Origin of the sequence: Clostridium cuniculi (genome assembly GCF_004353185.1) — a bacterium.
Classification (GTDB): Bacteria; Bacillota; Clostridia; order Clostridiales; family Clostridiaceae; genus Clostridium; species Clostridium cuniculi.
This window is the reverse complement of sequence record NZ_SMUS01000001.1, coordinates 48,183-71,151: the sequence shown is the minus strand read 5'-3', so window position 1 is coordinate 71,151 and position 22,969 is coordinate 48,183. Positions and strand designations below refer to the sequence as shown.

General features: G+C 29.7%; 22 protein-coding genes. 17 read left to right on the top strand and 5 right to left on the bottom strand.

What is annotated here, in order from left to right; genetic code table 11:
* Positions 1-151: 151 nt before the first annotated feature.
* Both gtfA and EJJ37_RS00315 read right to left on the bottom strand, forming a co-directional pair.
* Entirely contained in the window at positions 152-1,615 is a 1,464-nt protein-coding gene (gene gtfA / locus EJJ37_RS00320) for a sucrose phosphorylase (RefSeq protein WP_133013602.1), read from the bottom strand.
* A 22-nt stretch (positions 1,616-1,637) separates the two neighbouring features.
* Positions 1,638-2,594, bottom strand: a complete 957-nt coding sequence (locus EJJ37_RS00315; protein ID WP_133013601.1) for a carbohydrate kinase family protein — start codon at positions 2,592-2,594, stop codon at positions 1,638-1,640.
* A gap of 253 nt (positions 2,595-2,847) precedes the next feature.
* On the opposite strand from EJJ37_RS00315, the gene EJJ37_RS00310 reads away from it, so the two are divergent.
* Positions 2,848-3,999 carry an alpha/beta hydrolase gene (locus EJJ37_RS00310; RefSeq protein WP_133013600.1) on the top strand — a complete coding sequence of 384 codons (1,152 nt, stop codon included), beginning with the start codon at positions 2,848-2,850 and terminating at the stop codon, positions 3,997-3,999.
* A gap of 223 nt (positions 4,000-4,222) precedes the next feature.
* On the opposite strand, the gene EJJ37_RS00305 is transcribed toward EJJ37_RS00310, so the two are convergent.
* Positions 4,223-4,957, bottom strand: a complete 735-nt coding sequence (locus EJJ37_RS00305) for a GntR family transcriptional regulator (RefSeq protein ID WP_133013599.1) — start codon at positions 4,955-4,957, stop codon at positions 4,223-4,225.
* A 221-nt stretch (positions 4,958-5,178) separates the two neighbouring features.
* On the opposite strand from EJJ37_RS00305, the gene udp reads away from it, so the two are divergent.
* The 7 genes from udp (at position 5,179) to fsa (ending at position 11,767) form a co-directional block, all read left to right on the top strand.
* Positions 5,179-5,961 (top strand): uridine phosphorylase, encoded by a 783-nt coding sequence (udp, locus tag EJJ37_RS00300; protein ID WP_133013598.1) that lies wholly within the window; start codon positions 5,179-5,181, stop codon positions 5,959-5,961.
* Between the two features lie 46 nt (positions 5,962-6,007).
* Positions 6,008-7,210, top strand: coding sequence for a NupC/NupG family nucleoside CNT transporter (locus EJJ37_RS00295; protein ID WP_133013597.1), 1,203 nt, complete (start codon positions 6,008-6,010; stop codon positions 7,208-7,210).
* 66 nt (positions 7,211-7,276) lie between these two features.
* A complete protein-coding gene (locus EJJ37_RS00290; protein WP_133013596.1) occupies positions 7,277-8,467 on the top strand; it encodes a phosphopentomutase in 1,191 nt (396 codons plus the stop codon).
* A gap of 48 nt (positions 8,468-8,515) precedes the next feature.
* Positions 8,516-9,322 (top strand): transketolase, encoded by an 807-nt coding sequence (locus EJJ37_RS00285; protein WP_133013595.1) that lies wholly within the window; start codon positions 8,516-8,518, stop codon positions 9,320-9,322.
* Positions 9,323-9,338: 16 nt separating this feature from the next.
* Positions 9,339-10,262, top strand: a complete 924-nt coding sequence (locus EJJ37_RS00280) for a transketolase family protein (protein WP_133013594.1) — start codon at positions 9,339-9,341, stop codon at positions 10,260-10,262.
* 26 nt (positions 10,263-10,288) lie between these two features.
* A complete protein-coding gene (deoD, locus tag EJJ37_RS00275) occupies positions 10,289-10,996 on the top strand; it encodes a purine-nucleoside phosphorylase (protein WP_133013593.1) in 708 nt (235 codons plus the stop codon).
* Between the two features lie 117 nt (positions 10,997-11,113).
* Positions 11,114-11,767, top strand: coding sequence for a fructose-6-phosphate aldolase (gene fsa, locus EJJ37_RS00270; protein ID WP_133013592.1), 654 nt, complete (start codon positions 11,114-11,116; stop codon positions 11,765-11,767).
* Positions 11,768-12,002: 235 nt separating this feature from the next.
* On the opposite strand, the gene EJJ37_RS00265 is transcribed toward fsa, so the two are convergent.
* Positions 12,003-12,710 (bottom strand): GntR family transcriptional regulator, encoded by a 708-nt coding sequence (locus tag EJJ37_RS00265; protein ID WP_133013591.1) that lies wholly within the window; start codon positions 12,708-12,710, stop codon positions 12,003-12,005.
* Positions 12,711-12,888: 178 nt separating this feature from the next.
* Here EJJ37_RS00265 and EJJ37_RS00260 point away from each other — a divergent pair, with 178 nt between their 5' ends.
* From EJJ37_RS00260 to EJJ37_RS00230, 7 genes are all read left to right on the top strand, one after another.
* Positions 12,889-14,799, top strand: a complete 1,911-nt coding sequence (locus EJJ37_RS00260) for a beta-glucoside-specific PTS transporter subunit IIABC (protein WP_133013590.1) — start codon at positions 12,889-12,891, stop codon at positions 14,797-14,799.
* Positions 14,800-14,838: 39 nt separating this feature from the next.
* The gene (locus tag EJJ37_RS00255) at positions 14,839-16,278 is read left to right on the top strand and encodes a 6-phospho-beta-glucosidase (protein ID WP_133013589.1); all 1,440 of its coding nucleotides are present in this window, start codon (positions 14,839-14,841) and stop codon (positions 16,276-16,278) included.
* A gap of 222 nt (positions 16,279-16,500) precedes the next feature.
* Entirely contained in the window at positions 16,501-16,674 is a 174-nt protein-coding gene (locus EJJ37_RS00250) for an aquaporin (RefSeq protein WP_133013694.1), read from the top strand.
* Between the two features lie 141 nt (positions 16,675-16,815).
* Positions 16,816-18,582: a 1-deoxy-D-xylulose-5-phosphate synthase gene (locus EJJ37_RS00245; protein WP_133013588.1), complete on the top strand. Its 1,767-nt coding sequence runs from the start codon at positions 16,816-16,818 to the stop codon at positions 18,580-18,582.
* 41 nt (positions 18,583-18,623) lie between these two features.
* Positions 18,624-19,028, top strand: coding sequence for a MerR family transcriptional regulator (locus tag EJJ37_RS00240; protein WP_193553901.1), 405 nt, complete (start codon positions 18,624-18,626; stop codon positions 19,026-19,028).
* 119 nt (positions 19,029-19,147) lie between these two features.
* Entirely contained in the window at positions 19,148-19,336 is a 189-nt protein-coding gene (locus EJJ37_RS00235) for a DapH/DapD/GlmU-related protein (protein WP_133013586.1), read from the top strand.
* Between the two features lie 69 nt (positions 19,337-19,405).
* Complete coding sequence (locus tag EJJ37_RS00230; RefSeq protein ID WP_133013585.1) at positions 19,406-20,569, top strand: iron-containing alcohol dehydrogenase; 1,164 nt, start codon at positions 19,406-19,408, stop codon at positions 20,567-20,569.
* A 74-nt stretch (positions 20,570-20,643) separates the two neighbouring features.
* On the opposite strand, the gene EJJ37_RS00225 is transcribed toward EJJ37_RS00230, so the two are convergent.
* Positions 20,644-21,504 carry an aldo/keto reductase gene (locus EJJ37_RS00225; RefSeq protein WP_133013584.1) on the bottom strand — a complete coding sequence of 287 codons (861 nt, stop codon included), beginning with the start codon at positions 21,502-21,504 and terminating at the stop codon, positions 20,644-20,646.
* 107 nt (positions 21,505-21,611) lie between these two features.
* Here EJJ37_RS00225 and EJJ37_RS00220 point away from each other — a divergent pair, with 107 nt between their 5' ends.
* Positions 21,612-22,010 (top strand): MerR family transcriptional regulator, encoded by a 399-nt coding sequence (locus EJJ37_RS00220; protein WP_133013583.1) that lies wholly within the window; start codon positions 21,612-21,614, stop codon positions 22,008-22,010.
* 105 nt (positions 22,011-22,115) lie between these two features.
* Entirely contained in the window at positions 22,116-22,856 is a 741-nt protein-coding gene (locus tag EJJ37_RS00215) for a DeoR/GlpR family DNA-binding transcription regulator (RefSeq protein ID WP_133013582.1), read from the top strand.
* The last annotated feature ends 113 nt before the right edge of the window (positions 22,857-22,969 follow it).

Genomic DNA, 22,969 nt, shown 5'->3' with positions numbered 1-22,969 from the left:
AATAAATTATTTTTTTATTTAATAGTACGGTATTGAATTTGCGGCATAAATTTAATGAATATTTCTTAAGTTTTAGTGATTATATTTTAAGTTAAGATATAAATAAAAGAAGCATTTTTATTTAGAAAAATGCTTCTTTTATTTATATATATTAAATTGTGTATAATGATGTGTCGCCATCATCATTTATATATTTAATTGTTGATTTGCTAGTATTTAAATCAACATTTAAAGTACAATATTTATAATCTTTTTTCCAAGTTAATATAATTTCATCATCATCTGAAGGTTCAACTGTAAAATCACCATCAAATGCAGAATAATCATTTCTGAAGTCAATTAATTTAAGTAATCTCTGAACTACATCTTGATTATAGGCTTTATCAATTTCATCTAAAGTAAAATTATGTCTATTGATTTCACGACCTTCTCCAGTACGAGCAACATTCTCAACATCATTCTCACCAGCTAATAATCCTACATAGTATACTTGTGGAATACCAGGAGCAAAGAATTGAATTGCTCTTGCAGTTAAGTATGCATCATCATTGCACCCTAAGACAGAATAATAAGAACATCTTATTTGATGAACGTCAAATCCATCTTGGCTCTTATGAGCATCAGAGTGAACTAAGCTTAAATTTGCACCATGATCTAAGCAATGGTTAACAATTTTTCTAGCATCATTTGTTGATACTAAATCATCTAAATCCGGTTTTACAGGAATTCCATCATGACAATCTAACATTGTAAATTGATTATGAGGTCTATCTTTTAAATATTCTGTAATTTGAGAGCTAGATTTATTAACTATTGTGCTAAGAATCATATATGGAAGTATAAAGTCATAAATATAGTTACCGTATTTAGCTAACTTAAATTGGGTAGTGTAATGGGCATGAACTTCCGGAAGTAAGTCAATATTAAGAGATTTAGCTAAATCAGATATCCAATCTAAGAATTTATATATTTCAGGTTCAACAAAGAAACAGCTAGTACCAAGTTTCTTTATTACATATCCTACAGCATCAAGTCTTACAATCTTAACATTATTTTTGTGAAAATTCTCAAAGAATTCCTTTAATAATGCTCTAACTGATTCAGAGTTTATATCAAGATCAATTTGTTCAGATGGAGTTTCTTTACCGAAGGTAGTCCAAACAGAAACTTCTTCACCTTTTATATTAAATGTTGAGTATGGAACTTGTCTACGTAAGAACATTTTATTAATATCTTCTTGAACAGGCTTTCCATCATTCCAAATTTTATCTAATGTAATAAATAAATCAGAATACTTTGATTCTTTTCCGTTCTTTAAAAAATCTTGGAAGAATACTGAGTTTTTAGAAATGTGATTAACCATTAGATCAAGAAGAACATCATGATTTTCACCTATTTTACGAATATCTTCCCATGTACCAAATTCAGGTTCTATTTCTAGATAAGTAAGAGGTGCAAAACCTCTATCCCCTGATGATGGGAATGGAGGAAGTATGTGAATACCACCTTTAAATGTATTTGGAAAATATTTTGTAAGTACATTATCTAATGTTTTTAAATCTCCACCAAGAGAATCAGGATAAGTTATAAGTTGAACTTTATTTTTAACTGCCATTTTAATATCTCCTCTTAATTAACTATATATTATAAAGTATTTTTAATTCTTCTATAGAAGGTAATTCTGCAATAGCACCTACATGTTTTAGCTTGAAAGCACTTGTTGCAAAGCCAATATTTAAAGCTTCTTTTAAAGCGTGATTACTAGTTATAGCTGTATAGAATCCACCCCAAAAAGCATCTCCAGCACCAGTTGTATCTACAACTTCAGTAGCTAAAGTTTTAAATTTAATAGTTTCAGTGCCGTTAGAAACTATTGCACCATCTTTACCTAAAGTCATTATTACAAGTTTTGCACCATATTGAATAAACTTGTCCACATAATTTTCAGGAGTATCTGAACCAAAAATTCTTTCTGCATCAACTTCTGAAGGTTTTATTATATCTACTTTACCTATAAGGCTTTTTATATATTCTATTCCATCATGTCCTTCTTCCCAAATCATTTCATGATAGTTAGGATCAAATCCTATAAGAACATTATTTTTTCTAGCTTCTTCAATAACTTTTTCAATCATTTTTCTAGATTTTGCTTGAGAAATGGGCCAACAAGAAAAATGAACTATTTTACTATTTTTTAATGTTGAATCTATTTCAGAAGTATATTCCAAATTATAATCTGCACTACGATAGAAAATAGGTAGTGGAGTTTCCTTACTCTTAGTTACAAGAACCATACTTGTAGAGTTATTAACTCTAGTAATTAATTCAGTATTAATATTATTTTTCTTTAAGTGATTAATTAAGAAATCGCCTAGTCCGTCATTTCCTACACAGGAAGTTATAATTGGATTACCACCAAGTCTCTTTATATTCATAGTTATATTTGCTGGTGAACCACCAAAAAATCTTGAGTATTTGTTACAAGTGAAGTTAGTATCATAGTCATCGGAAATCATATCTACTAGAATTTCACCAATTGTAAATACATCGTTTGCTTTATTGTGGAATTGTATAGCATTACTAAAATTAAACATTGTTACCTCCTAATGGTTTTCTATAAATAGAGTATAATTATAAAAAATAAATATGTCAAGCGATTGACATAAAGGTGTATATATTATTCTTTTTTCAATTTTATGTTCAGCTATTACAAGAGTAGCCATTATATTTTATAATATAGATAATAATGAAGAAGAAATAGATAAGCTAGATATTGTTTTAAAACAGTAACTTACAGTTAGATGAATGTTAATGATAAATAAAGTTATAAATGGAGCGTGATTATTTATGAGAAAATATTCAAAAGAATACTTGAAAATATTAAAAAATGAGACAATAGAAATTGAAAATAATGGTGTGAAAATTATATTAAAACCAAGTCCAGGGGAGAAAAGAGAAGGATATTTAGATCCTTGTGAAAAATTAATAATGGAAGGTCATTGGGCAAGTAAAACTAGTAATGATAAAGAAATAACAGAAGAAAAAGGTAATTCTGATAATGCATTAGAAGGACAAGCACCTTCGTCAGATATGATTATTTCAATGATTAGGGACAGTATGGGATTTGCGAACTATAACTTAAATACAGTTGAAATTTATACAAAGTTTGAGACAATAACTGATAGTGGAAATGAAGTTGGATTATGGCGTTATTATCCAAGACATATTGAAAAAATTAAAAATAGACCAGCCTTAGTATTTATTCATGGAGGAGGATGGATAGGTGGAACTACATATGTAGTAGAAAATTTCTGTAAGTTAATTGCAGAAAAAGCTAACTGTGTAGTATTTAACATTGATTATTCATTAGCACCTGAAAAACCATATCCAAATGGGTTAAATGATAATTATTATGCAATAAAACATATATATGATAATGCTGATAAGTATGGAATTGATAAGAATAAAATTGCTGTTGGTGGTGATAGTGCCGGTGGAAATTATACTGCAGTAGTTTCGTTAAGAGCTAGGGATGAAGAAATTCCAATGATAGCATTACAAGTATTAATTTATCCAGCAGTAGCTATTGGAGATGCTTCAGTTCCTGGATATAACTGGTCAGAAGATATGATTAAGATTGCACAAGAGTTAGAAGAAAAGATAAGACCGTTGACTGGATTAGGAAGGCCTAGTAAAGATTTTAGTGATCCAATATTATCAAGTTATTTACCTAGTTTTGATTTAGTTGATGATCCGTATGTTAGTCCTATGCTAGCAAAATCGCACTCTAATTTACCAAAGACTATTTTAGTTGGAGCAGAGTTTGATGGACTTCGTATTCAAACAGAGTTTTACGCAAAGCAGCTCAAAGATGCAGGGGTTGATGTAACGTGTTATAGGTATAAAGGAATGACTCATGCATTTATTGATAAATTAGGGTTTGTACCTCAGGCTGAAGATTTAGCTAATATTATTAGTGAAGCTATTAAAGAGATATAATAAAATAGATAATAGTTTTAAAATATATTTTAATATTATTATGAATTATATAGTAATAGTATTAAATTTTATATTATAGAGATTCAAGGTAATATTACAACATGTATTAATTGGCGAGTTGAGGAAAAAATAATAATTAAAAAACTTAAGTGATTATGGGTTTGATACATAATTACTTAAGTTTTTTTTGTTTTGGTTAATTTAAAATTTATAATTGTCCATATTATTTTGTAGGATGAAATTTTATTGTAGTGTATTGTAAAGGAAGATAATGTTTATTAACCATTATAGGAAATTCACTATTTTTATAAACTTTTTCTTCTATTAAATAAAATCCTTTTTCTGATGCTAATGGATATCTTTTAGCTGCAAAATTATTAAAAGTAGAAAATTTAAATTCTACAGAAGTATTAGTACATTGTTCATAGATTTCAGTTTCAAGTAAATTAAGTAGTGAATCTTTATCATTTAAATCAATATTTAATTCATCTATGCTTTCTATAGGAAGTATTGTAAAAGTATAAGCAAAAGTTCCCTCATCAGAGGTATACCATCTATCAACACAAACAGTTGCAAGAGTTTTCTTCTCAAAGATCTTTGTATAATAATCAGAAGGAGGATCTATTTTAAATTCCATTTCTACATTAGTAATTGTTTTTTCTAAGCATTTGTGAACTGTATTACCTATTTTTTCCAAACCTATCTTTTTAGGTGGAGCTTTCTTTTGAATATAATTACCTTTTCCATGGATATTTTTTATTAAACCATCATCTTGCAATAAGGCTAATGCTTGACGTAATGTACTTCTGCTTACCCCTAAATTTTTTGCGAGTTCAGGTTCGGTTGGTAATTTACTATTTTCAGGAAAAGTTCCTTCAGTTATCATTTTAAAAAGCTTGTTATAAACAGCTACATAAAGCAAGCCTTTTTTCTTATCTACAATATTTATATCAGACATTTTTTTACCTCTTTATTAAATAATAGAATATAATGTAAAGTATTTGTTTAAATAAATTATAAAGCATTTATAGTTAATAACCAATAATAATAATATAAAAATTTCCATGTAAACGATTGACAAATATAGCGTATAGTGGTATTATTAACCCATACAAAACATACAACTTAACATACAAGTTTGAACTTGTATGAAAAATGGTTTATTTGGGAGGAATTAAAATGATTTATTCACAAGGTTCAGAAAAGCAATATCACATAAATGTTGCTGCTAGTGAAGTTGGGAAATATGTAATTATGCCAGGTGATCCTAAGAGATGTGCAAAAATAGCAAAATATCTTGAAAATTCAAAATTAGTAGCTGACAGTAGAGAATATGTTACGTATACAGGATATTTAGATGGAGTTAAAGTTAGTGTAACTTCTACAGGAATAGGTGGGCCATCTGCTTCTATAGCATTAGAAGAGTTAGTTAAATGCGGTGCAGATACATTTATTAGAGTAGGAACTTGTGGTGGAATGGATGTTAATGTAAAAGGTGGAGATATGGTAATAGCTACAGGGTCTATAAGAATGGAAGGTACAACTAAGGAGTATGCACCAATTGAATTTCCAGCAGTAGCGAACTTAGAAGTAGTAAACTCACTAGTAAAGGCTTCTAAAAATTTAAATAAAACTTATCATACTGGAGTTGTTCAATCAAAGGATTCTTTTTATGGACAACATTCACCAGAAAAGATGCCAATAGGATATGATTTAATCAATAAATGGGATGCGTGGGTTAAATGTGGTTGCTTAGCTTCAGAGATGGAATCAGCAGCATTATTTATAGTTGGAAGCTATTTAAGGGTTAGAGTAGGAGCAATATTTTTAACAATAGCTAATCAAGAAAGAGAAAAATTAGGTTTAGAAAACATACAAGTTCATGATACAGAAGGTGCTATAAGAGTAGCGGTAGAAGCTATAAGAAATTTAATAAATGAAGATAAGCTAAAAGAAAAATAAATTATCTTAATTAATAAATTATGGTTAATATTGGGGAGTTGGGAAAATGAAAATACTTATAAGTTTATTAGGAATAGTAGTTATATTAAGCATAATGTACTTAATGTCAACAAATAAGAAAAATATTCCTTACAAAACTATATTAAAATCTGTGTCAATACAATTTATTATTGCTTTTGTATTAGTTAAATTTCCTCTTGGTAGGCTTGCTGTTGAAAAGGTTTCAAGTGTTGTAACTAGAATTTTAGATTATGGAAAAGATGGTTTAGTATTTTTATTTGGAAGCCTTGCAGATAGTGGATCATCTACAGGATTTATATTTGCAATTCAAACATTAGGAAATATAATATTCGTTTCAGCTTTAGTTTCAGCTTTATATTATTTAGGAATATTGAGCTTTATAGTAAAAATAATAGGAAAAGCAGTAGGTAAGCTTTTAGGTACTACACAGGTTGAAAGCTTTGTTGCTGTAGCTAATATGTTTTTAGGACAAACTGAAAGTCCTATATTAGTTAGTAAGTATCTAAACAAAATGACTGACAGCGAAATTTTAGTTGTTTTAGTATCTGGAATGGGAAGTATGTCAGCTACAATAATAGGTGGATATACAGCATTGGGAATTCCTATGGAGTATTTACTTATTGCAAGTGCCTTAGTTCCTATGGGGAGTATTGCAATTTCAAAAATATTATATCCTGAAATAGAGGAAACGAGACAGATTAATGATATAAGTATGGATCGTAAAGGTAAAAATGAAAACTTAATTGGAGCTATTTCAGAGGGAGCTATGAGCGGATTAAATACTGCACTAGCAATAGGAGCTTCATTAATTGCAATAATTGCATTAGTGGCTATGGTAAATGGATTTTTAGGTTTATTTGGAACAACTCTTCAAGATTTATTATCTTATTTATTTGCGCCAATTGGATGGTTAATGGGATTAGAAGGAAAAGAAGTTCTTATAGCGGGACAAATGTTAGGTACTAAGATAGTATTAAACGAATTTGTAGCTTTTGAAGCTTTAGGTAAAATGTTAAATGAATTAAGTTATAGAACAGGATTAATAATAACTATTTCACTTTGTGGATTTGCGAATATTTCAAGTATTGGAGTTTGTATCTCAGGAATTTCAGCATTATGCCCAGAAAAGAAAAATACACTTGCTAAATTAGCATTTAAGGCTATGATTGGAGGATTCACAGTAAGTATTTTAAGTGCAATGATAGTTGGAGTTATAACTCTTATATAAAGAATAGATATGTTTTTACAGACTTAAAAATATATTTAATAAAATAGATATATAAGGAGGATTTATATGAAAAAGTATAAAAGAATTTTTACAATAGTAATTGATTCACTAGGAATTGGTGAGATGGAAGATTCTAAAATGTATGGGGATGTTGGAGTTGATACTTTAGGAAATATAGCAAAGTCTGTAGAGAAGTTTGATATTCCTAATATGAAGAAGATGGGTATTTCTAACCTACATAAAATAGAACATGTAGATAAGGTTTCAAAGCCTTTAGGATATCAAATGAAAATGAAGGAAGCTAGTGTTGGGAAAGATACTATGACAGGACATTGGGAAATGATGGGGCTTCATATTACAAAACCATTTAAGACATTTACAGATACAGGATTTCCGGAAAGCTTATTAAAGGAGTTGTCTGAAAAGACAGGACATAAGATTGTTGGAAATAAGAGTGCTAGTGGTACAGAGATATTAGATGAACTTGGTGAACATCAGATAAAAACTGGAGATATGATTGTTTATACATCGGCTGATTCTGTATTACAGATTTGTGGGCATGAAGAAACTTTTGGATTAGATGAATTATATAGATGTTGTGAAATTGCAAGAGAAATAACACTTAAAGATGAATGGAAGGTTGGAAGAGTAATTGCAAGACCCTATTTAGGAGATAAAGTAGGAGAATTCAAACGTACAAGTAATAGACATGATTATGCTTTAAAGCCCTATGGAAGGACTGTACTTAATGAGTTAAAGGACAACGGATTTGATGTAATTTCAGTAGGTAAAATTAATGATATTTTTGATGGTGAGGGTATCACAGAGTATTATAAATCTAAAAGTTCTGTTCATGGAATGGAGCAAACTTTAGAAATTATGGATAAGGATTTTGAAGGATTATGTTTTGTAAACTTAGTTGATTTCGATGCATTATGGGGACATAGAAGAAATCCACAAGGATATGCAAGGGAATTAGAAAAGTTTGATGTTAATCTAGGAAAAGTATTAGAAAAATTAAGAGAAGATGATTTATTAATATTAACTGCAGATCATGGAAATGATCCAACATATGAAGGAACAGATCATACAAGAGAGTATGTGCCATTTTTAGCATATTCACCTTCAATGAAAGTTAACGGATTATTACAAACAGCTGAAAGCTTTGGAACATTAGGGGCTACTATAGCTGATAACTTTAAAGTTAATATGCCAGAAAATACTATTGGAGAATCAATTTTAGATAAATTAATTTAATAGTTAGTAAGAGATATTATATAAATTTAAAAAGTAGTTGGTGAAAATATGAATAATAATAATTTAAGTGTTATAGCAAAAAATATTAGAAAAAACATTATAGAAATGATTTATGAAGCAAAATCTGGACATCCAGGTGGGTCCTTATCTTGTACAGATATAATGACTTATTTATATTTTGAAAAGATGAATATTAATGTAGAAAATCCAAAGGATGAAAATAGAGATAGATTTGTAATGAGTAAAGGACATGCAGCACCAGCATTATATGCTGTTCTTGCTGAAAAAGGTTTTTTCCCTAAAGAACAGTTAATGAATTTAAGAAAAATAGGAGCTATGCTTCAAGGTCATCCAGATGCAAAGAACATACCAGGAGTAGATGTTTCAACTGGATCATTAGGACAAGGAATATCAAATGCTGTAGGAATGTCATTAGGCCTTAAGCATAAAAAAAGTAAATCTAAAGTTTATGCAGTTTTAGGTGACGGAGAGATTCAAGAGGGTTTAGTATGGGAATCTGCAATGGCAGCAGGACATTACAAATTAGATAATTTAGTTGCTATATTAGATTATAATGGCCTTCAGATTGATGGTAAAAATGAAGAAGTAATGACTATTAGTCCTATAGATAAAAAGTTTGAAAGTTTTGGATGGAATGTAGTAGTTTGTGATGGTCATGATTATGAAGATATAGATAAAGCCTTTGGAAAAATAATAGAAGGAAAGCCAACAATTATAATTGCTAAAACTATTAAAGGTAAGGGCGTAAGCTTTATGGAAAATGAAGCAGGATGGCACGGACAAGCTCCTAATTTAGCACAAAAAGAAGTCGCATTAGTGGAATTAAGTAAGTAGAAATGGGAGGTTTAATATGGGTAAGGCAACAAGAGAGTCGTATGGAATGGCATTGGTTGAATTAGGAAAAGAAAATAAAAATATAGTTGTATTAGATGCGGATCTTTCTAAGTCAACAAAAACAGCTGATTTTAAAAAATTATATAGTGATAGATTTTTTAATGCAGGCATAGCTGAACAAAATTTAATGGGAATGGCAGCAGGGCTTGCGAATGTAGGATTAGTACCATTTGCTAGTACATTTGCAGTATTTGCAAGTGGTAGAGCCTTTGAAATAATAAGAAATTCAATATGCTATCCTAAAGTTAATGTTAAAATAGCAGCAACTCATGCAGGTATAACAGTAGGCGAAGATGGTGGATCACATCAATCTATTGAAGATATAGCTTTAATGAATTCACTTCCTAATATGATAGTGATAGTTCCAGCTGATCATAGAGAAGCAATGCAAGCAACAAAAGCAGCAGCTGAAATGTATGGACCAGTTTATTTAAGATTTGGAAGATGTAATACTGAAGATATATTTGATGATAATTATAAGTTTGAAATAGGAAAAGGAACAGAAGTTAGATCAGGAGATGACGTAACAGTAATTGCAACAGGTATGATGGTTCAAAAAGCTATAGAAGCATCGAAGGTTTTAGAGGCAGAAGGGATTAATGTAAGAGTTATTAATATGTCAACAATTAAGCCTATAGATAGAGAAATAATAATTAAAGCTGCAAAGGAAACTAAAGGAATAGTAACGGCAGAAGAACATTCTATAATTGGTGGACTTGGTGCAGTGGTTTCTCAAGTAGTATGTGATGAATGTCCAACTCAAGTTAAAATGGTAGGAATTCAAGATACCTTTGGTGAATCAGGGACTCCTAATGAGCTTATGGAAAAATATAATTTAACATCAAAAGCAATTATTGAAAATATAAAAAAAATATTATAAAAGAGTAAAGAAAGAAGGTAGATTTTATGAGTATACACATTAGTGCAAAACAAGGAGAAATAGCTGAAAATATATTATTACCAGGGGATCCACTTAGAGCAAAATTTATAGCTGAAACATTTTTAGAAAATCCTGTTTGCTATAATAATGTTAGAGGAATGCTTGGATTTACAGGAACTTATAAGGGAAAAAGAATTTCGGTTCAAGGTACTGGAATGGGAATCCCATCTATGTCAATATACGCTACAGAGTTAATAAAAGATTATGGTGTTAAGAATTTAATAAGAGTTGGTACATGTGGATCATACAAAGAAGAAGTAAAGGTTAGAGACTTAGTAATTCCTATGTCTACATCAACCGATTCAAATATAAACTTAAAGAGATTCGAAGGCAGAGTATATGCTCCAACAGCAAGCTTTAAACTTTTAAAATCTGCATATGATGTGGCTATAGAGAAGGGATATGATCCTAAGGTTGGTCAAGTATTCTCATCAGATACATTTTATAATGACGATAATGAAGATTGGAAAAAATGGGCTAATTTTGGATGCTTAGCTGTGGATATGGAGACTGCTGGTTTATATACAATTGCAGCTAAATATGATGTTAATGCTTTAACATTACTTACAGTTAGTGATCATTTTGTAACAGGTGAAGTTACAACAGCAGAAGAAAGACAAACAACTTTTAAAGGTATGATGGAAGTTGCGCTTGATACTTTAGCGAATTTATAGTATTTATTTTGAATATAATAGTATAGTAGAGAGTAAATTTTAGATATATTTAATAATATAAAAACAATATTAGTATTTAGTATAATTAAAAAATAAAATATAAAGGGGTATAGAGATATGAAAATCTTTATAGATACAGCAAATATAGAAGAAATAAGAAAGGCTAATGATTTAGGAGTGATTTGTGGAGTTACAACAAATCCATCATTAATAGCTAGAGAAGGTAGAGATTTAAAAGATGTTATAAATGAAATATGTTCAATTGTTGATGGGCCAATTAGTGCAGAGGTAATGAGCTTAAAAGCTGAAGAAATGATTGAAGAAGGAATTAAGCTTGCTGAAATGCATAAAAATATAGTTATAAAGATTCCAATGTGTGAAGAGGGATTAAAGGCAACTAAAGGATTATCAGCAAAAGGGATTAAGACAAATGTTACATTAATATTCTCACCGGTACAAGCTTTATTAGCTGCTAGGGCAGGAGCTACTTATGTAAGTCCATTTTTAGGTAGATTAGATGATATCGGAAATCCAGGAATAGATGTAATTAGACAAATAGCAGAAATATTCGAAATTCATGAAATTGAAACTGAAATTATATCAGCAAGTATAAGAAATCCAATAAATGTACTAGATGCAGCACTAGCAGGTTCACATATTGCGACAATTCCTTATAATGTTATAGTTCAAATGATGAAACATACTTTAACAGATATAGGAATTGAAAAATTTATAAGTGATTATGAGAAGGTATTTGGAGATAAAAAATGATTAAAGGGATTATTAAATTAATATGATAAAATGTAACTTATGGAACAGAAAAAGCTATTCCATAAGTTATTTTTTATATAATTAAAATATTAGCATAATAACTTTACAGGACAATGGAATTTGAAAAAGATGACCTCTATTAAATATAGAAATCATCTTTTAAATTAATCTACTCTTTTTTAAACTGTTCTTGATAAAGAGCACAGTTTAATTAATCATACATGCTTTTTATATATTATTTCACATATGAAGATTGAAGAAAGAATTGAGTATTTTTATAGTTATAAACTAATTTTGAAACATTAAAAGATACACCAGATGGCAAATATATTTGTTCTAATACAACCATTGCAGGATCTCCGGGTTCTAACTTTAATATAGCAGCAAGGTTATCATTTAATTTTTCTAAATGTAAGTACCTATCAGAAAAACCAGGGTTTAAATTTAAGGCTGTTTTTAGATATTCAAAAATAGAGCCTTTTGCGATTTCCTCAGTAAGGTATGGCACTATACTTTTCTTATAATAAGCTTCTTCATAACACATTATTTCATCATTTATATATCTTATTCTTTTAACAAGATAAGCCTCATCATTAACATCACATTCTATTAACTCTGCAATTTCTTCATCAGCACGTATAAGATCAAACTCTAAAACTTTTGATGTTATATTAAATTCTTTTAAAGAAGTAGTAAACCCTTGAGTCACATTTAAATCTATGTAACCACTACGATTTCTTCTTCTAACAAAGATTCCACTTCCTTGAAGTTGATATACAAGTCCTTTAGATACTAAAGATTCTATAGCCTTAACAATAGTACTTTTACTTACTCTATATTCAGAAGCAAGGGTTTCTACTGTAGGTAATTTAGTTCCTTGTGGAAGGTCATTACTATAAATATTATTTTCTATTTCATTTGCAATTATTTGATATTTTAGCATTTTTACTCCCTTTATTACATTAACATATTTATAAGTTAAGTATAGCATAAAGGAGATATGAAATAAATTTTAGAAAATGTTTTCAAAAAAATATTGACAAATTATACTGGTATAATTATAATTTAAACATACAATTTAATTGTAAGATGATAAAAGGTATTGATTAGGAGGAAAATATATGGCAAATTCAGTACGCGATTATGAAAAACTAGCAGTAGATATAATAAAAGCTGTTGGTGGAAAGAAAAATATTATAAAGGCATCAAGATGTGCAACAAGACTTAGATTAGTTTTAAAAGAAACAAGTAATGAGGCAAAAGAAAACGTTTCAGCGCTTACTGGAGTAATAACAGTTGTTGAAAATTCTGGACAATTCCAGGTTGTTATAGGAACTCATGTAGGAAAGGTTTTTGATAAAGTTGCTAGTGAACTTAACTTAGATAGCAATGCTATAGAAGAGGATGAACCAAAGGTAAGTATTTTAAGCAGAGTAATTGCAACAATGTCAGCAGTATTTGCACCATTTATATACATATTAGCAGCTGCCGGTATATTGCAAGGATGTCTAATAGTAATTAATATGGTTAATCCATCATTTTCAAGTACAGGTACTTATGAAGTATTAAGTTTCATGTCTTGGGCACCGTTTACATTCTTACCAATATTCATAGCGATTACAGCATCTAAACATTTTAAATGTAATATGTTTATTGCAGTAGCGTGTTGTGCAGCTTTAGTAAGTCCAACTTGGGCAGAAATAGCATCAAGAATAGCAGGCGGAGAAAGTATTAGATTTTTAGGAATTAGCTTAGCTGAAACAACTTATACATCGTCAGTTTTACCACCATTATTTTTAGTTTGGATATTATCTTATGTTGAAAGATTTGTAGATAAAAAATTACCAGAAGTAATTAAAGCATTATTTACTCCATTTATATGTATGGTTGTTATGGTTCCACTTACTATATTAGTTATAGGACCATTATCAGATTCATTAGCTACAGGAATAGCAAACGGATATAATGCTTTATATAATGTAGCACCAGCAGTTGCAGCAGCTGTTATCGGTGGATTATGGCAAATTGTAGTAATATTTGGAGTGCACTGGGGAGTTACACCAATGTGCTTAGCTAACTATGATTTATATGGCATGGATACATTCCAAGCATTTCAAACAATGGCAGTTGTAGCTCAAGCAGGTGCAGTTTTTGGAGTATTTATAAAGGCTAGAAATAAACAAACTAAAAATATAGCTTTATCAGCTGGTGTTACAGGAATATTTGGTATAACTGAACCAGCAATATATGGTGTAAACTTAAGATTTAAGAAACCGTTTATATGTGGATGTATTGCAGGAGCAATTGGAGCAGTAGTTGGATCATTCTTTAATATAGCTTATTATGCATATGCAGGTCTTCCAGGACTTTTAACTGTTGTAAATGCTATTACACCAGATAATTCAAAATCTATTGTAGGAATGTTACTAGGAGCAGCTATATCATTCTTTGGAGCAATTGTACTTGTTCAAATAGTTGGTATTGGTGAAAAAGAAACTGATAAAAATAAAGAAGATAAAAAGGAAAAAGTTGAAGATGGACAAACAGTTTTAAATATAGGAGTTAAGGAAATAAAAAGTCCTATATCTGGAAAAGTAATAGAATTAGAAAAAGTTAATGACCCGGTATTCTCTTCAGGAGTAATGGGAAAAGGTGTAGCAATTGAGCCAACTGATAATAAAGTATACGCTCCATTTAATGGTACAATAGAATTTATTGCGGATACTAAACATGCAATTGGCTTACTTTCAGAAGATGGTGTAGAAGTATTAATACATGTTGGTATGGACACTGTAAAGATGCAAGGTAGAGGATTTAATGTTAAGACATCAGTAAATTCTAAGGTAAAAGCAGGAGATTTATTATTAGAATTTGATAGAAGTGCCATAGAAAAAGAAGGGTATCCGTTAGTTACACCAGTTGTAATAACAAATTCTGATGAATATGAGGATAAGGCATTATGTATAAATGAAGAAGTTAAAAATGGAAAATCAATAATTAATCTAGAAAAATTAAGTATACAAACACAGTAAAAAATCAAGCAAAAATATACTAGATAAAGGAGAATAATTATGAATAAGTTACCAAATGACTTTTTATGGGGAGGAGCCTTTGCAGCTCATCAATTTGAAGGGGGATGGAATGCTGGAGGAAAAGGACCAAGCGTTGTTGATGTAATGACAGCAGGAGCTCATGGAGTACCAAGAAGAATAACTGACACAATAATGGAGGATACTTTTTATCCAAATCATGAAGCAATAGATTTTTATGGAAGATATAAAGAGGATATAGCATTACTTGCTGGAATGGGTATTAAGTGTTTAAGAACATCAATAGCATGGACAAGAATTTTCCCAAAAGGTGATGAATTAGAACCGAATGAAGAAGGATTAAAATTTTATGATGATGTATTTGATGAGTTATTAAAGTATGGAATAGAGCCAGTTATTACTTTATCTCATTTTGAATTACCATTACATTTAGCAAGAGAATATGGTGGGTTCAGAAATAGAAAGCTTGTAGACTTCTTTGAAAGATTTGCTGAAGTTTGCTTTAAAAGATATAAAGATAAAGTTAAGTATTGGATGACTTTTAATGAAATAAATAATCAAATGGATACAAATAATCCATTATTTTTGTGGACAAACTCTGGTGTAACATTAACTGAAGGAGAAGATCCAAGAGAAGTTTTATATAAAGTAGCTCATAATGAGTTATTAGCAAGTGCAAAGGCAGTTATAAAAGGAAGAGAAATTAATCCAGAATTTAAAATTGGATGTATGATATCTCATGTTCCTATATATCCATATTCTTGTAATCCAGAAGATATAATGGCAGCAGAAGAAGCTATGCGTGAAAGATTCTTCTTCCCAGATGTACATGTGCGTGGACATTATCCAAGATATGCTTTAAAGGAATTTGAAAGAAAAGGATATGATATTGGTATGGAAGAAGGGGATGCAGAAATTCTTAAAAAAGGAACTGTAGATTATATTGGATTTAGTTATTATATGTCAAATGCAGTAAAATCAGGTGTTTGTAATGACGGAGAAGTTTCAGTAAATGGATCACTAGAAAATTCTGTTGAAAATCCATATATAAAGGCAAGTGATTGGGGATGGCCAATAGATCCGATTGGATTAAGATATACTTTAAATAATCTTTATAATAGATATGAGTTACCTTTATTCATTGTTGAAAATGGATTTGGAGCTCATGATAAGGTAGAGGAAAATGGACAAATACATGATTCATACCGTATAGAATATTTAGCTAAACATATTGAGGAAATGGAAAAGGCAGTTAATTATGATGGTGTAGAGTTAATGGGATATACTCCATGGGGAATAATAGACTTGGTATCATTTACAACTGGAGAAATGAAAAAGAGATATGGAATGATTTATGTAGATCGTGATAATGAAGGTAATGGAAGTATGAAGAGATTGTGTAAGGATTCATATTACTGGTATAAAGATGTTATTGCCTCAAATGGATCAAAACTTAAATAGTTAAATATGGTATAAAGGGTAATGTAATTATTAATATAGGAAAGATAAGAGGAATCACTTTGATATATTTCAAAGTGGTTCCTCGCTTTATGCAATGATTTCTGAAGAGGGGAAATAATTATGAATGTATTTTTAGCAGAATTTATAGGAGTAGCAATTTTAATATTTATAGGATGTGGAGTTATACAAGGAAACTAATTAAAAGAATCAAGAACATATAAAATTGGATCAGTAGCAATAAATTTAGCGTGGGGATTTGCGGTTATACTAGCTATTTATACAGTAGGAGATATAAGTGGCGCACATTTAAATCCGGCGTGTACAATAGCTAAAACTTTGAATGGAAGTTTTGAATGGAGGCTAGTTCCATTTATAAGCTTTTTAATAATACTTTAAGAAATATAAAAAAAGTATTGACCTAAAGTTAACTTTACCCTGTAAGATAAATTTGTTGATATAATTCAATAATATGGAAGAATTAATTTCTTTAATTTTAGAAATAATTAATTTAGATGATAATGTATCAGGAGGTAAAGTATGAAAGGGAGTATCTTAAATAAAATAAATGAACCAAAGGATTTAAAAAATCTTAATCAAGAAGAATTAAATATATTAGCAGAAGAAGTAAGAGATGTATTAATAAAAAAAGTTAGTAAGACAGGTGGACATTTTGGACCTAACTTAGGAATGGTGGAAGCAACTATTGCATTACATTATGTTTTTAATTCACCAATAGATAAAATAGTCTATGATGTTTCACATCAATCATATCCACATAAAATTTTAACTGGAAGAAAAGAAAATTTCATTAATCCAGAAAAATTTGGAGAGATAACTGGATATACATCTCAACATGAAAGTGAGCATGATTTCTTTACTGTAGGCCATACTTCTACTTCAATTAGCTTAGCATGCGGATTAGCTAAAGCTAGAGATGTGAAGGGAGAAAAGGAAAATATTATAGCTGTAATTGGAGATGGATCTCTAAGTGGTGGAGAAGCTTATGAAGGTCTAAATAATGCAGCAGAATCAGGAAAAAATATAATAATAGTAGTAAATGATAATGATATGTCTATTGCAGAAAATCATGGGGGACTATATAAAAATTTAGCTGAACTTAGAGAAACTAATGGAGCTTCAGAAAATAACTTTTTTAAAGCTTTAGGATTTGAATATTACTATGTAGGTGAAGGAAATAATGTTGAAGCCTTGATAGAAACATTTAATAAAGTAAAAGATACAGAACATCCAGTTGTAGTTCATATTCATACTATTAAGGGTAAAGGATATGAAGAGGCAGAGAAAAACAAAGAAGCTTTTCATTGGGTAATGCCATTTGATTTAGAAAATAAAGAGTCAGATATAATTGAATTCCCAGAAAGCTATACTGATATTGCAGGAAAGTTTTTAGTTGAAAAGGCTAAAAAGGATAAAAAGATTGTGGCAATAACAGCAGCTACTCCAGCTCCAGCAGGATTAAATTATTTTAGACAAGAAGAAAGTCTTAAAGAGCAATATGTAGATGTTGGAATAGCAGAAGAACATGCAGTAGCATTTGCATCAGGAATAGCTTCACAAGGTGGAAAACCAGTATTATCAATTTTGAGTTCATTTGTTCAAAGAACATATGACCAATTATCACAAGATCTTGCAATAAATAATAATCCTGCACTTATTATGGTTTCTTGGGCTGGAATAACTGGAGGCGATGTTACTCACTTAGGAATATTTGATATACCGTTAATTTCTAATATACCTAATATAGTATATCTTGCTCCAACTAGTAAAGAAGAGTGTCTTGCTATGATAGAATGGGGAATAGAACAAAAGAATCATCCGGTAGCTATACGTGTACCAAACGGGAATGTTATTTCAACAGGAGTTAAGGTTAAAGCTGACTTCCATAATTTAAATGTTTATGAAAAAACTATAGATGGAAGTGAAGTTGCAATTATTGGTCTTGGTTCATTCTATGATTTAGGAAAAAGAGTTCAAGAAAAATTACAGAGTGAAACAGGAATAAAGGCCACATTAATAAACCCTAGATTTATTACAGGAGTTGATAAGGATTTATTAACAGATTTATTAGATAATCATAAACTAGTAGTTACATTAGAAGATGGAGTTCTTGATGGAGGATTCGGAGAAAAGATTTCAAGATTCTATGGAGATAAAAATATGAAGGTATTAAACTTTGGTGCTACAAAGGAATTTACTGATAGAGTATCATTAGAGGAATTATATGAACGTTATCATTTAACAGAGGATTTAATTGTTAATGATATTAAAACTGCGCTAAAATAATAGTAATTATAAATGTTACATTAGGGGAAGGTGTATCTATAATGACATATACAATTAAACAAGTTGCAGATAAAATGGGTGTTTCAGTACCAACATTACGTTATTATGATAAAGAAGGGTTATTGCCATTTATTGAAAAAAAGGAAAATGGTACTCGTATTTTTAAGGAGTCAGATTTAAGAACATTAGAGATAATATCTTGTATGAAAGCTTCAGGAATGCCAATAAAGGATATTAAGAGATATATGGATATGTGTCTAGAAGGTGATAATACATTAGAGGATAGATTAGATATATTTCTTAAAAGGAAAGATGTTGTTAAAGAACAAATGGAAGAACTTAATAAAATAATGAGTGTAATTGAACATAAAATTTCTTATTATGAAAAGGCCATTCAGGCTGGAACTGAAGAAGTTCATAAAGAAAAAAATATGAGTTTAAAATAATTTAGATAGAAATAGGTTGTAAAGTTTACTACCTATTTCTCTAAATATTAAAATTATTAGGACACAATGTTGTTCTTACAACTCTTAATCATAATTTTGAGCCAGAAGTACGTATTGGTATGAAACCATCACCGGTTATTATAGGAGAGAATGTGTGGATTGGAGCGAATGTAACAGTAGTTCCAGGAGTAACCATTGGTAATAATGCTATTATTGTCGCAGGAGCAGTAGTTACTAAGGATGTTGATTCTAATACTGTTGTAGGTGGAGTTCCAGCAAAATTAATTAAAATTATTAGAGAAGATTAAAATTAATTTATTTAAAAAAATAATAAAAATGAAAAATAAATATTATTAGAAGGTTTAGGAGGAAAATTTATGTTATTTGATTTTACTTATTATAACCCAACAAGAATACATTTTGGGAAGAATTCTTTAAGTAAATTAAAAGAAGAGTTGAAAAATTTTGGAGAAACGGTGCTTTTAATGTATGGAAAGAGTTCTATAAAGAAAATTGGATTATATGATGAAATAATTAAAATATTAAATGAGAGTGGAAAAAAAGTTGTAGAGCTTTCTGGAGTTATGTCAAACCCTACTTATAAGAAAGTATTAGAAGGTGGGGAGCTAGTACGTAACAATAAGGTAGACTTTATTTTAGCAGTTGGTGGAGGTTCAGTAATAGACTGTGCTAAGGCAATTTCAGTTTCTGCTTATTGTGAAGGAGATGCTTTTAAAAGATATTGGATGAATTTTGAACCAATTACAAATAAAATTATACCTGTAGGGTCAGTTTTAACAATGGTTGGTACAGGGTCAGAAATGAATGGTGGTTCTGTTATAACAAATGAAGAATTAAAGATTAAAAATGGGAGAGTTTATTCATCAGAGGTGTATCCAAAGTTCTCTATTTTAAATCCAGAGTATACATTCTCAGTTCCACAATATCAAATGATTAGTGGAATTTTTGATATTATATCTCATCTTATGGAGCAGTATTTTTCAGGAGATGATAATAATACAACTGATTATGTAATTGAAGGACTTCTTCGCTCTGTAATTGATAATGCAAGAGTTGCAATTAAGAATCCAGAAGATTATGAGGCGAGAAGTAATATTATGTGGAGTGCAACACTTGCACTTAATACCATGGCAGGACTTTCAAAGACTCAAGATTGGGAAGTTCACATGATCGAACACCAATTAGGTGCATATACAGATTGTGCTCATGGTATGGGATTAGCGGCAATTTCTATTCCATATTATCGTTATATTTACTCTTATGGATTAGATAAGTTTGTAAGATTTGCGAAGAATGTATGGAATGTATCAGAAGAAGGAAAGAACAAGGATGATATTGCAAAAGAAGGGCTTAATTGTTTAGAAGCGTTTATTAAAGAATGTGGAATGGTAACTTCACTTAGAGAACTTGGAGCAACTAAAGAGATGTTGCCACTTATTGCAAAATCCACTGTACTTGGTGGTGGATATAAAAAACTTAATGCTGAAGAAATTTTAACAATTTTAGAAGAATGTTATTAAAATAATAGCAGTCATTCATATTATGAATGGCTGCTAATTAACATTAAAAATGATAAATATTACTATGATTTATTTTAATCTAACATAGCTCTTTGATTTACAAACTGTACGAACATATCAACTGTATTTGGATCTTGGTGGTTAAAGAATAAACTATTTTTAGTATCTAACTCTTTTATTGTATTCATATCATCATCAGATAGCTTAAAGTCAAATATTGTGAAATTCTCTTGCATTCTATTTGGATTAACAGATTTGGCTAACGCAACAACACCTCTTTGAGTTAACCATCTTAGAATTACCTGAGCAACACTTTTTTGATATTTATCAGCTATTTTCTTTAAAACTGGATTATTGAACATATCGTTTCTTCCTTCGCCAAATGGAGCCCATGCTTCAATTTGAACGTTATTTTTAATCATATTTTCTTGTGCTTCAATTTGTTGATTAAATGGATTTGTTTCAACTTGATTTATTTGAGGTGTAATTTCATTAAAAGCACATATATCAGATAATCTATCAGGATAAAAATTACTTACACCAATTGCACGTAATTTCCCTTCTTTATATAAATCCTCTAGAGCGTGATAAGCTCCATAATAATCAGCAAATGGCTGATGTAGTAAAACTAAATCAAGATAATCTACTTTTAATTTTTTCATAGAATTAAGTACAGACTCTCTAGTTTTATCATATCCGTAGTTGCTAATCCATACTTTAGTTGTAATAAATAATTCCTCACGTGGAACTCCACATTTTTCTATTGCATTTCCAACAGCTTCTTCGTTGAAATAGCTTTGAGCAGTATCAATTAAACGATATCCTACTTTTATTGCATCAAGCACGCAAGCTTCACATTCCTCTTTTGTTACTTGATAAACCCCATATCCTAAAAGTGGCATCTTTACACCATTATTTAAAGTTACAAATTCCATAATAAACCCTCCTTGATTTATATCTAAATTAAATTTACAATATAATTGTATACCTCGGTAGTAACAACCGGGCAAGGGGGAATTAAAATTTTTTTTGGAGGATTTTTATGTATACTATGAAACAAGCATGTCAAGAGGTTGGTATGACTTATGAGACACTAAAATACTACTGCAACGAAGGGTTGGTTCCAAATGTAAAAAGAGATAAAAATAATTATAGAGTCTTTGATGAAAATGATATAGAGTGGATAAGAAATTTAACGTGTCTTAAAAAGTGTGGTATGAGTATTCAGGATATGAAAATTTATATTAAGTTATGTCTAGAAGGTGAATCTAGTATTCCTGAGCGTAAAATAATTCTTGATAAGCAAAAGGATGAACTGTTAGATAGAATTAATGAATTACAAGAATGTGTTGAGTATATAAATTGGAAACAACAGTTTTATGATGATGTGCTATCAGGAAAAACTAAGTATTATAGTAATTTGATAGAGGTGGAAGATTAATATTATTTCTATTAAAGCTTTTTATTGACATTAAAATTAAATAGTGTTACCATTTTGTTCATATAATGAACAGTTTGAATAAATTAAAAGCAAGGTGAATTAATTATGGTACTTCTTATAGATAGATGGATAGATATTTCTGAATACCTAAAAGAAAAAAAGTATGCATCAGTAGATGAACTTATGGAAAAGTTTCAATTATCTAGATCAACAGTAAGGAGAACGCTAATAGCAATGGAAGAAAAGAATTTGCTAAAAAGAGTTCGTGGTGGTGCTGAAATAGTTGATAATGAAGAAGAGTCTTTACCTACTGATTTTAGAGAGATTTTTAATGAAAAAAAAGAAGAAAAGATTAAAATTGCGCAAAAGGCAGCAGAGTTAATTAAGGATAATGATGTAATATTTATTGATTCAGGATCAACATGCTATTATATGATAGATAACATTAAAGCTAAGAATATTACTGTTGTAACTAATGGTATATTACATATACAAAAGCTTATGGCAATGGGTATAAACACTTATATTCTTGGAGGATATGCAAAACCTGAAAAGAATTTAATTATAGGAGAAGATATTGTAAAAAAGATATCTTCAATGAATTTTGATAAGGCATTTTTAGGAACTATGGGAATTGACTCAAGAAGTGGATTTACCACAATGATGTTAGAAGATGGAGAAGTGAAGAAGGCTGTAATAAAATCTTCTGATTTATGTTACATTCTTGCGGATACATCAAAATTCAATGTAAGAAAATTTTATACTTATGGAGATTTCTCACAAGCAACAATAATAACTAATTCAAAAGTAGAATTTGAAGATGAAAAAGCAAAAATAATATATTAGAAAAGTAGTTAAAAGCTGATTTATTCGGCTTTTTTTTATTTACAAAAAAATAAATAATGTTTATATAGTTGAGGATTATATTTCATTAAATGATATTTATAGAACAATAAAGT

Coding starts and splice junctions, on each gene's coding strand:
- gtfA (WP_133013602.1), bottom strand. CDS start 1,615: ATGGCAGTTAAAAATAAAGTTCAACTTATAACTTATCCTGATTCTCTT.
- EJJ37_RS00315 (WP_133013601.1), bottom strand. CDS start 2,594: ATGTTTAATTTTAGTAATGCTATACAATTCCACAATAAAGCAAACGAT.
- EJJ37_RS00310 (WP_133013600.1), top strand. CDS start 2,848: ATGAGAAAATATTCAAAAGAATACTTGAAAATATTAAAAAATGAGACA.
- EJJ37_RS00305 (WP_133013599.1), bottom strand. CDS start 4,957: ATGTCTGATATAAATATTGTAGATAAGAAAAAAGGCTTGCTTTATGTA.
- udp (WP_133013598.1), top strand. CDS start 5,179: ATGATTTATTCACAAGGTTCAGAAAAGCAATATCACATAAATGTTGCT.
- EJJ37_RS00295 (WP_133013597.1), top strand. CDS start 6,008: ATGAAAATACTTATAAGTTTATTAGGAATAGTAGTTATATTAAGCATA.
- EJJ37_RS00290 (WP_133013596.1), top strand. CDS start 7,277: ATGAAAAAGTATAAAAGAATTTTTACAATAGTAATTGATTCACTAGGA.
- EJJ37_RS00285 (WP_133013595.1), top strand. CDS start 8,516: ATGAATAATAATAATTTAAGTGTTATAGCAAAAAATATTAGAAAAAAC.
- EJJ37_RS00280 (WP_133013594.1), top strand. CDS start 9,339: ATGGGTAAGGCAACAAGAGAGTCGTATGGAATGGCATTGGTTGAATTA.
- deoD (WP_133013593.1), top strand. CDS start 10,289: ATGAGTATACACATTAGTGCAAAACAAGGAGAAATAGCTGAAAATATA.
- fsa (WP_133013592.1), top strand. CDS start 11,114: ATGAAAATCTTTATAGATACAGCAAATATAGAAGAAATAAGAAAGGCT.
- EJJ37_RS00265 (WP_133013591.1), bottom strand. CDS start 12,710: ATGCTAAAATATCAAATAATTGCAAATGAAATAGAAAATAATATTTAT.
- EJJ37_RS00260 (WP_133013590.1), top strand. CDS start 12,889: ATGGCAAATTCAGTACGCGATTATGAAAAACTAGCAGTAGATATAATA.
- EJJ37_RS00255 (WP_133013589.1), top strand. CDS start 14,839: ATGAATAAGTTACCAAATGACTTTTTATGGGGAGGAGCCTTTGCAGCT.
- EJJ37_RS00245 (WP_133013588.1), top strand. CDS start 16,816: ATGAAAGGGAGTATCTTAAATAAAATAAATGAACCAAAGGATTTAAAA.
- EJJ37_RS00240 (WP_193553901.1), top strand. CDS start 18,624: ATGACATATACAATTAAACAAGTTGCAGATAAAATGGGTGTTTCAGTA.
- EJJ37_RS00235 (WP_133013586.1), top strand. CDS start 19,148: ATGAAACCATCACCGGTTATTATAGGAGAGAATGTGTGGATTGGAGCG.
- EJJ37_RS00230 (WP_133013585.1), top strand. CDS start 19,406: ATGTTATTTGATTTTACTTATTATAACCCAACAAGAATACATTTTGGG.
- EJJ37_RS00225 (WP_133013584.1), bottom strand. CDS start 21,504: ATGGAATTTGTAACTTTAAATAATGGTGTAAAGATGCCACTTTTAGGA.
- EJJ37_RS00220 (WP_133013583.1), top strand. CDS start 21,612: ATGTATACTATGAAACAAGCATGTCAAGAGGTTGGTATGACTTATGAG.
- EJJ37_RS00215 (WP_133013582.1), top strand. CDS start 22,116: ATGGTACTTCTTATAGATAGATGGATAGATATTTCTGAATACCTAAAA.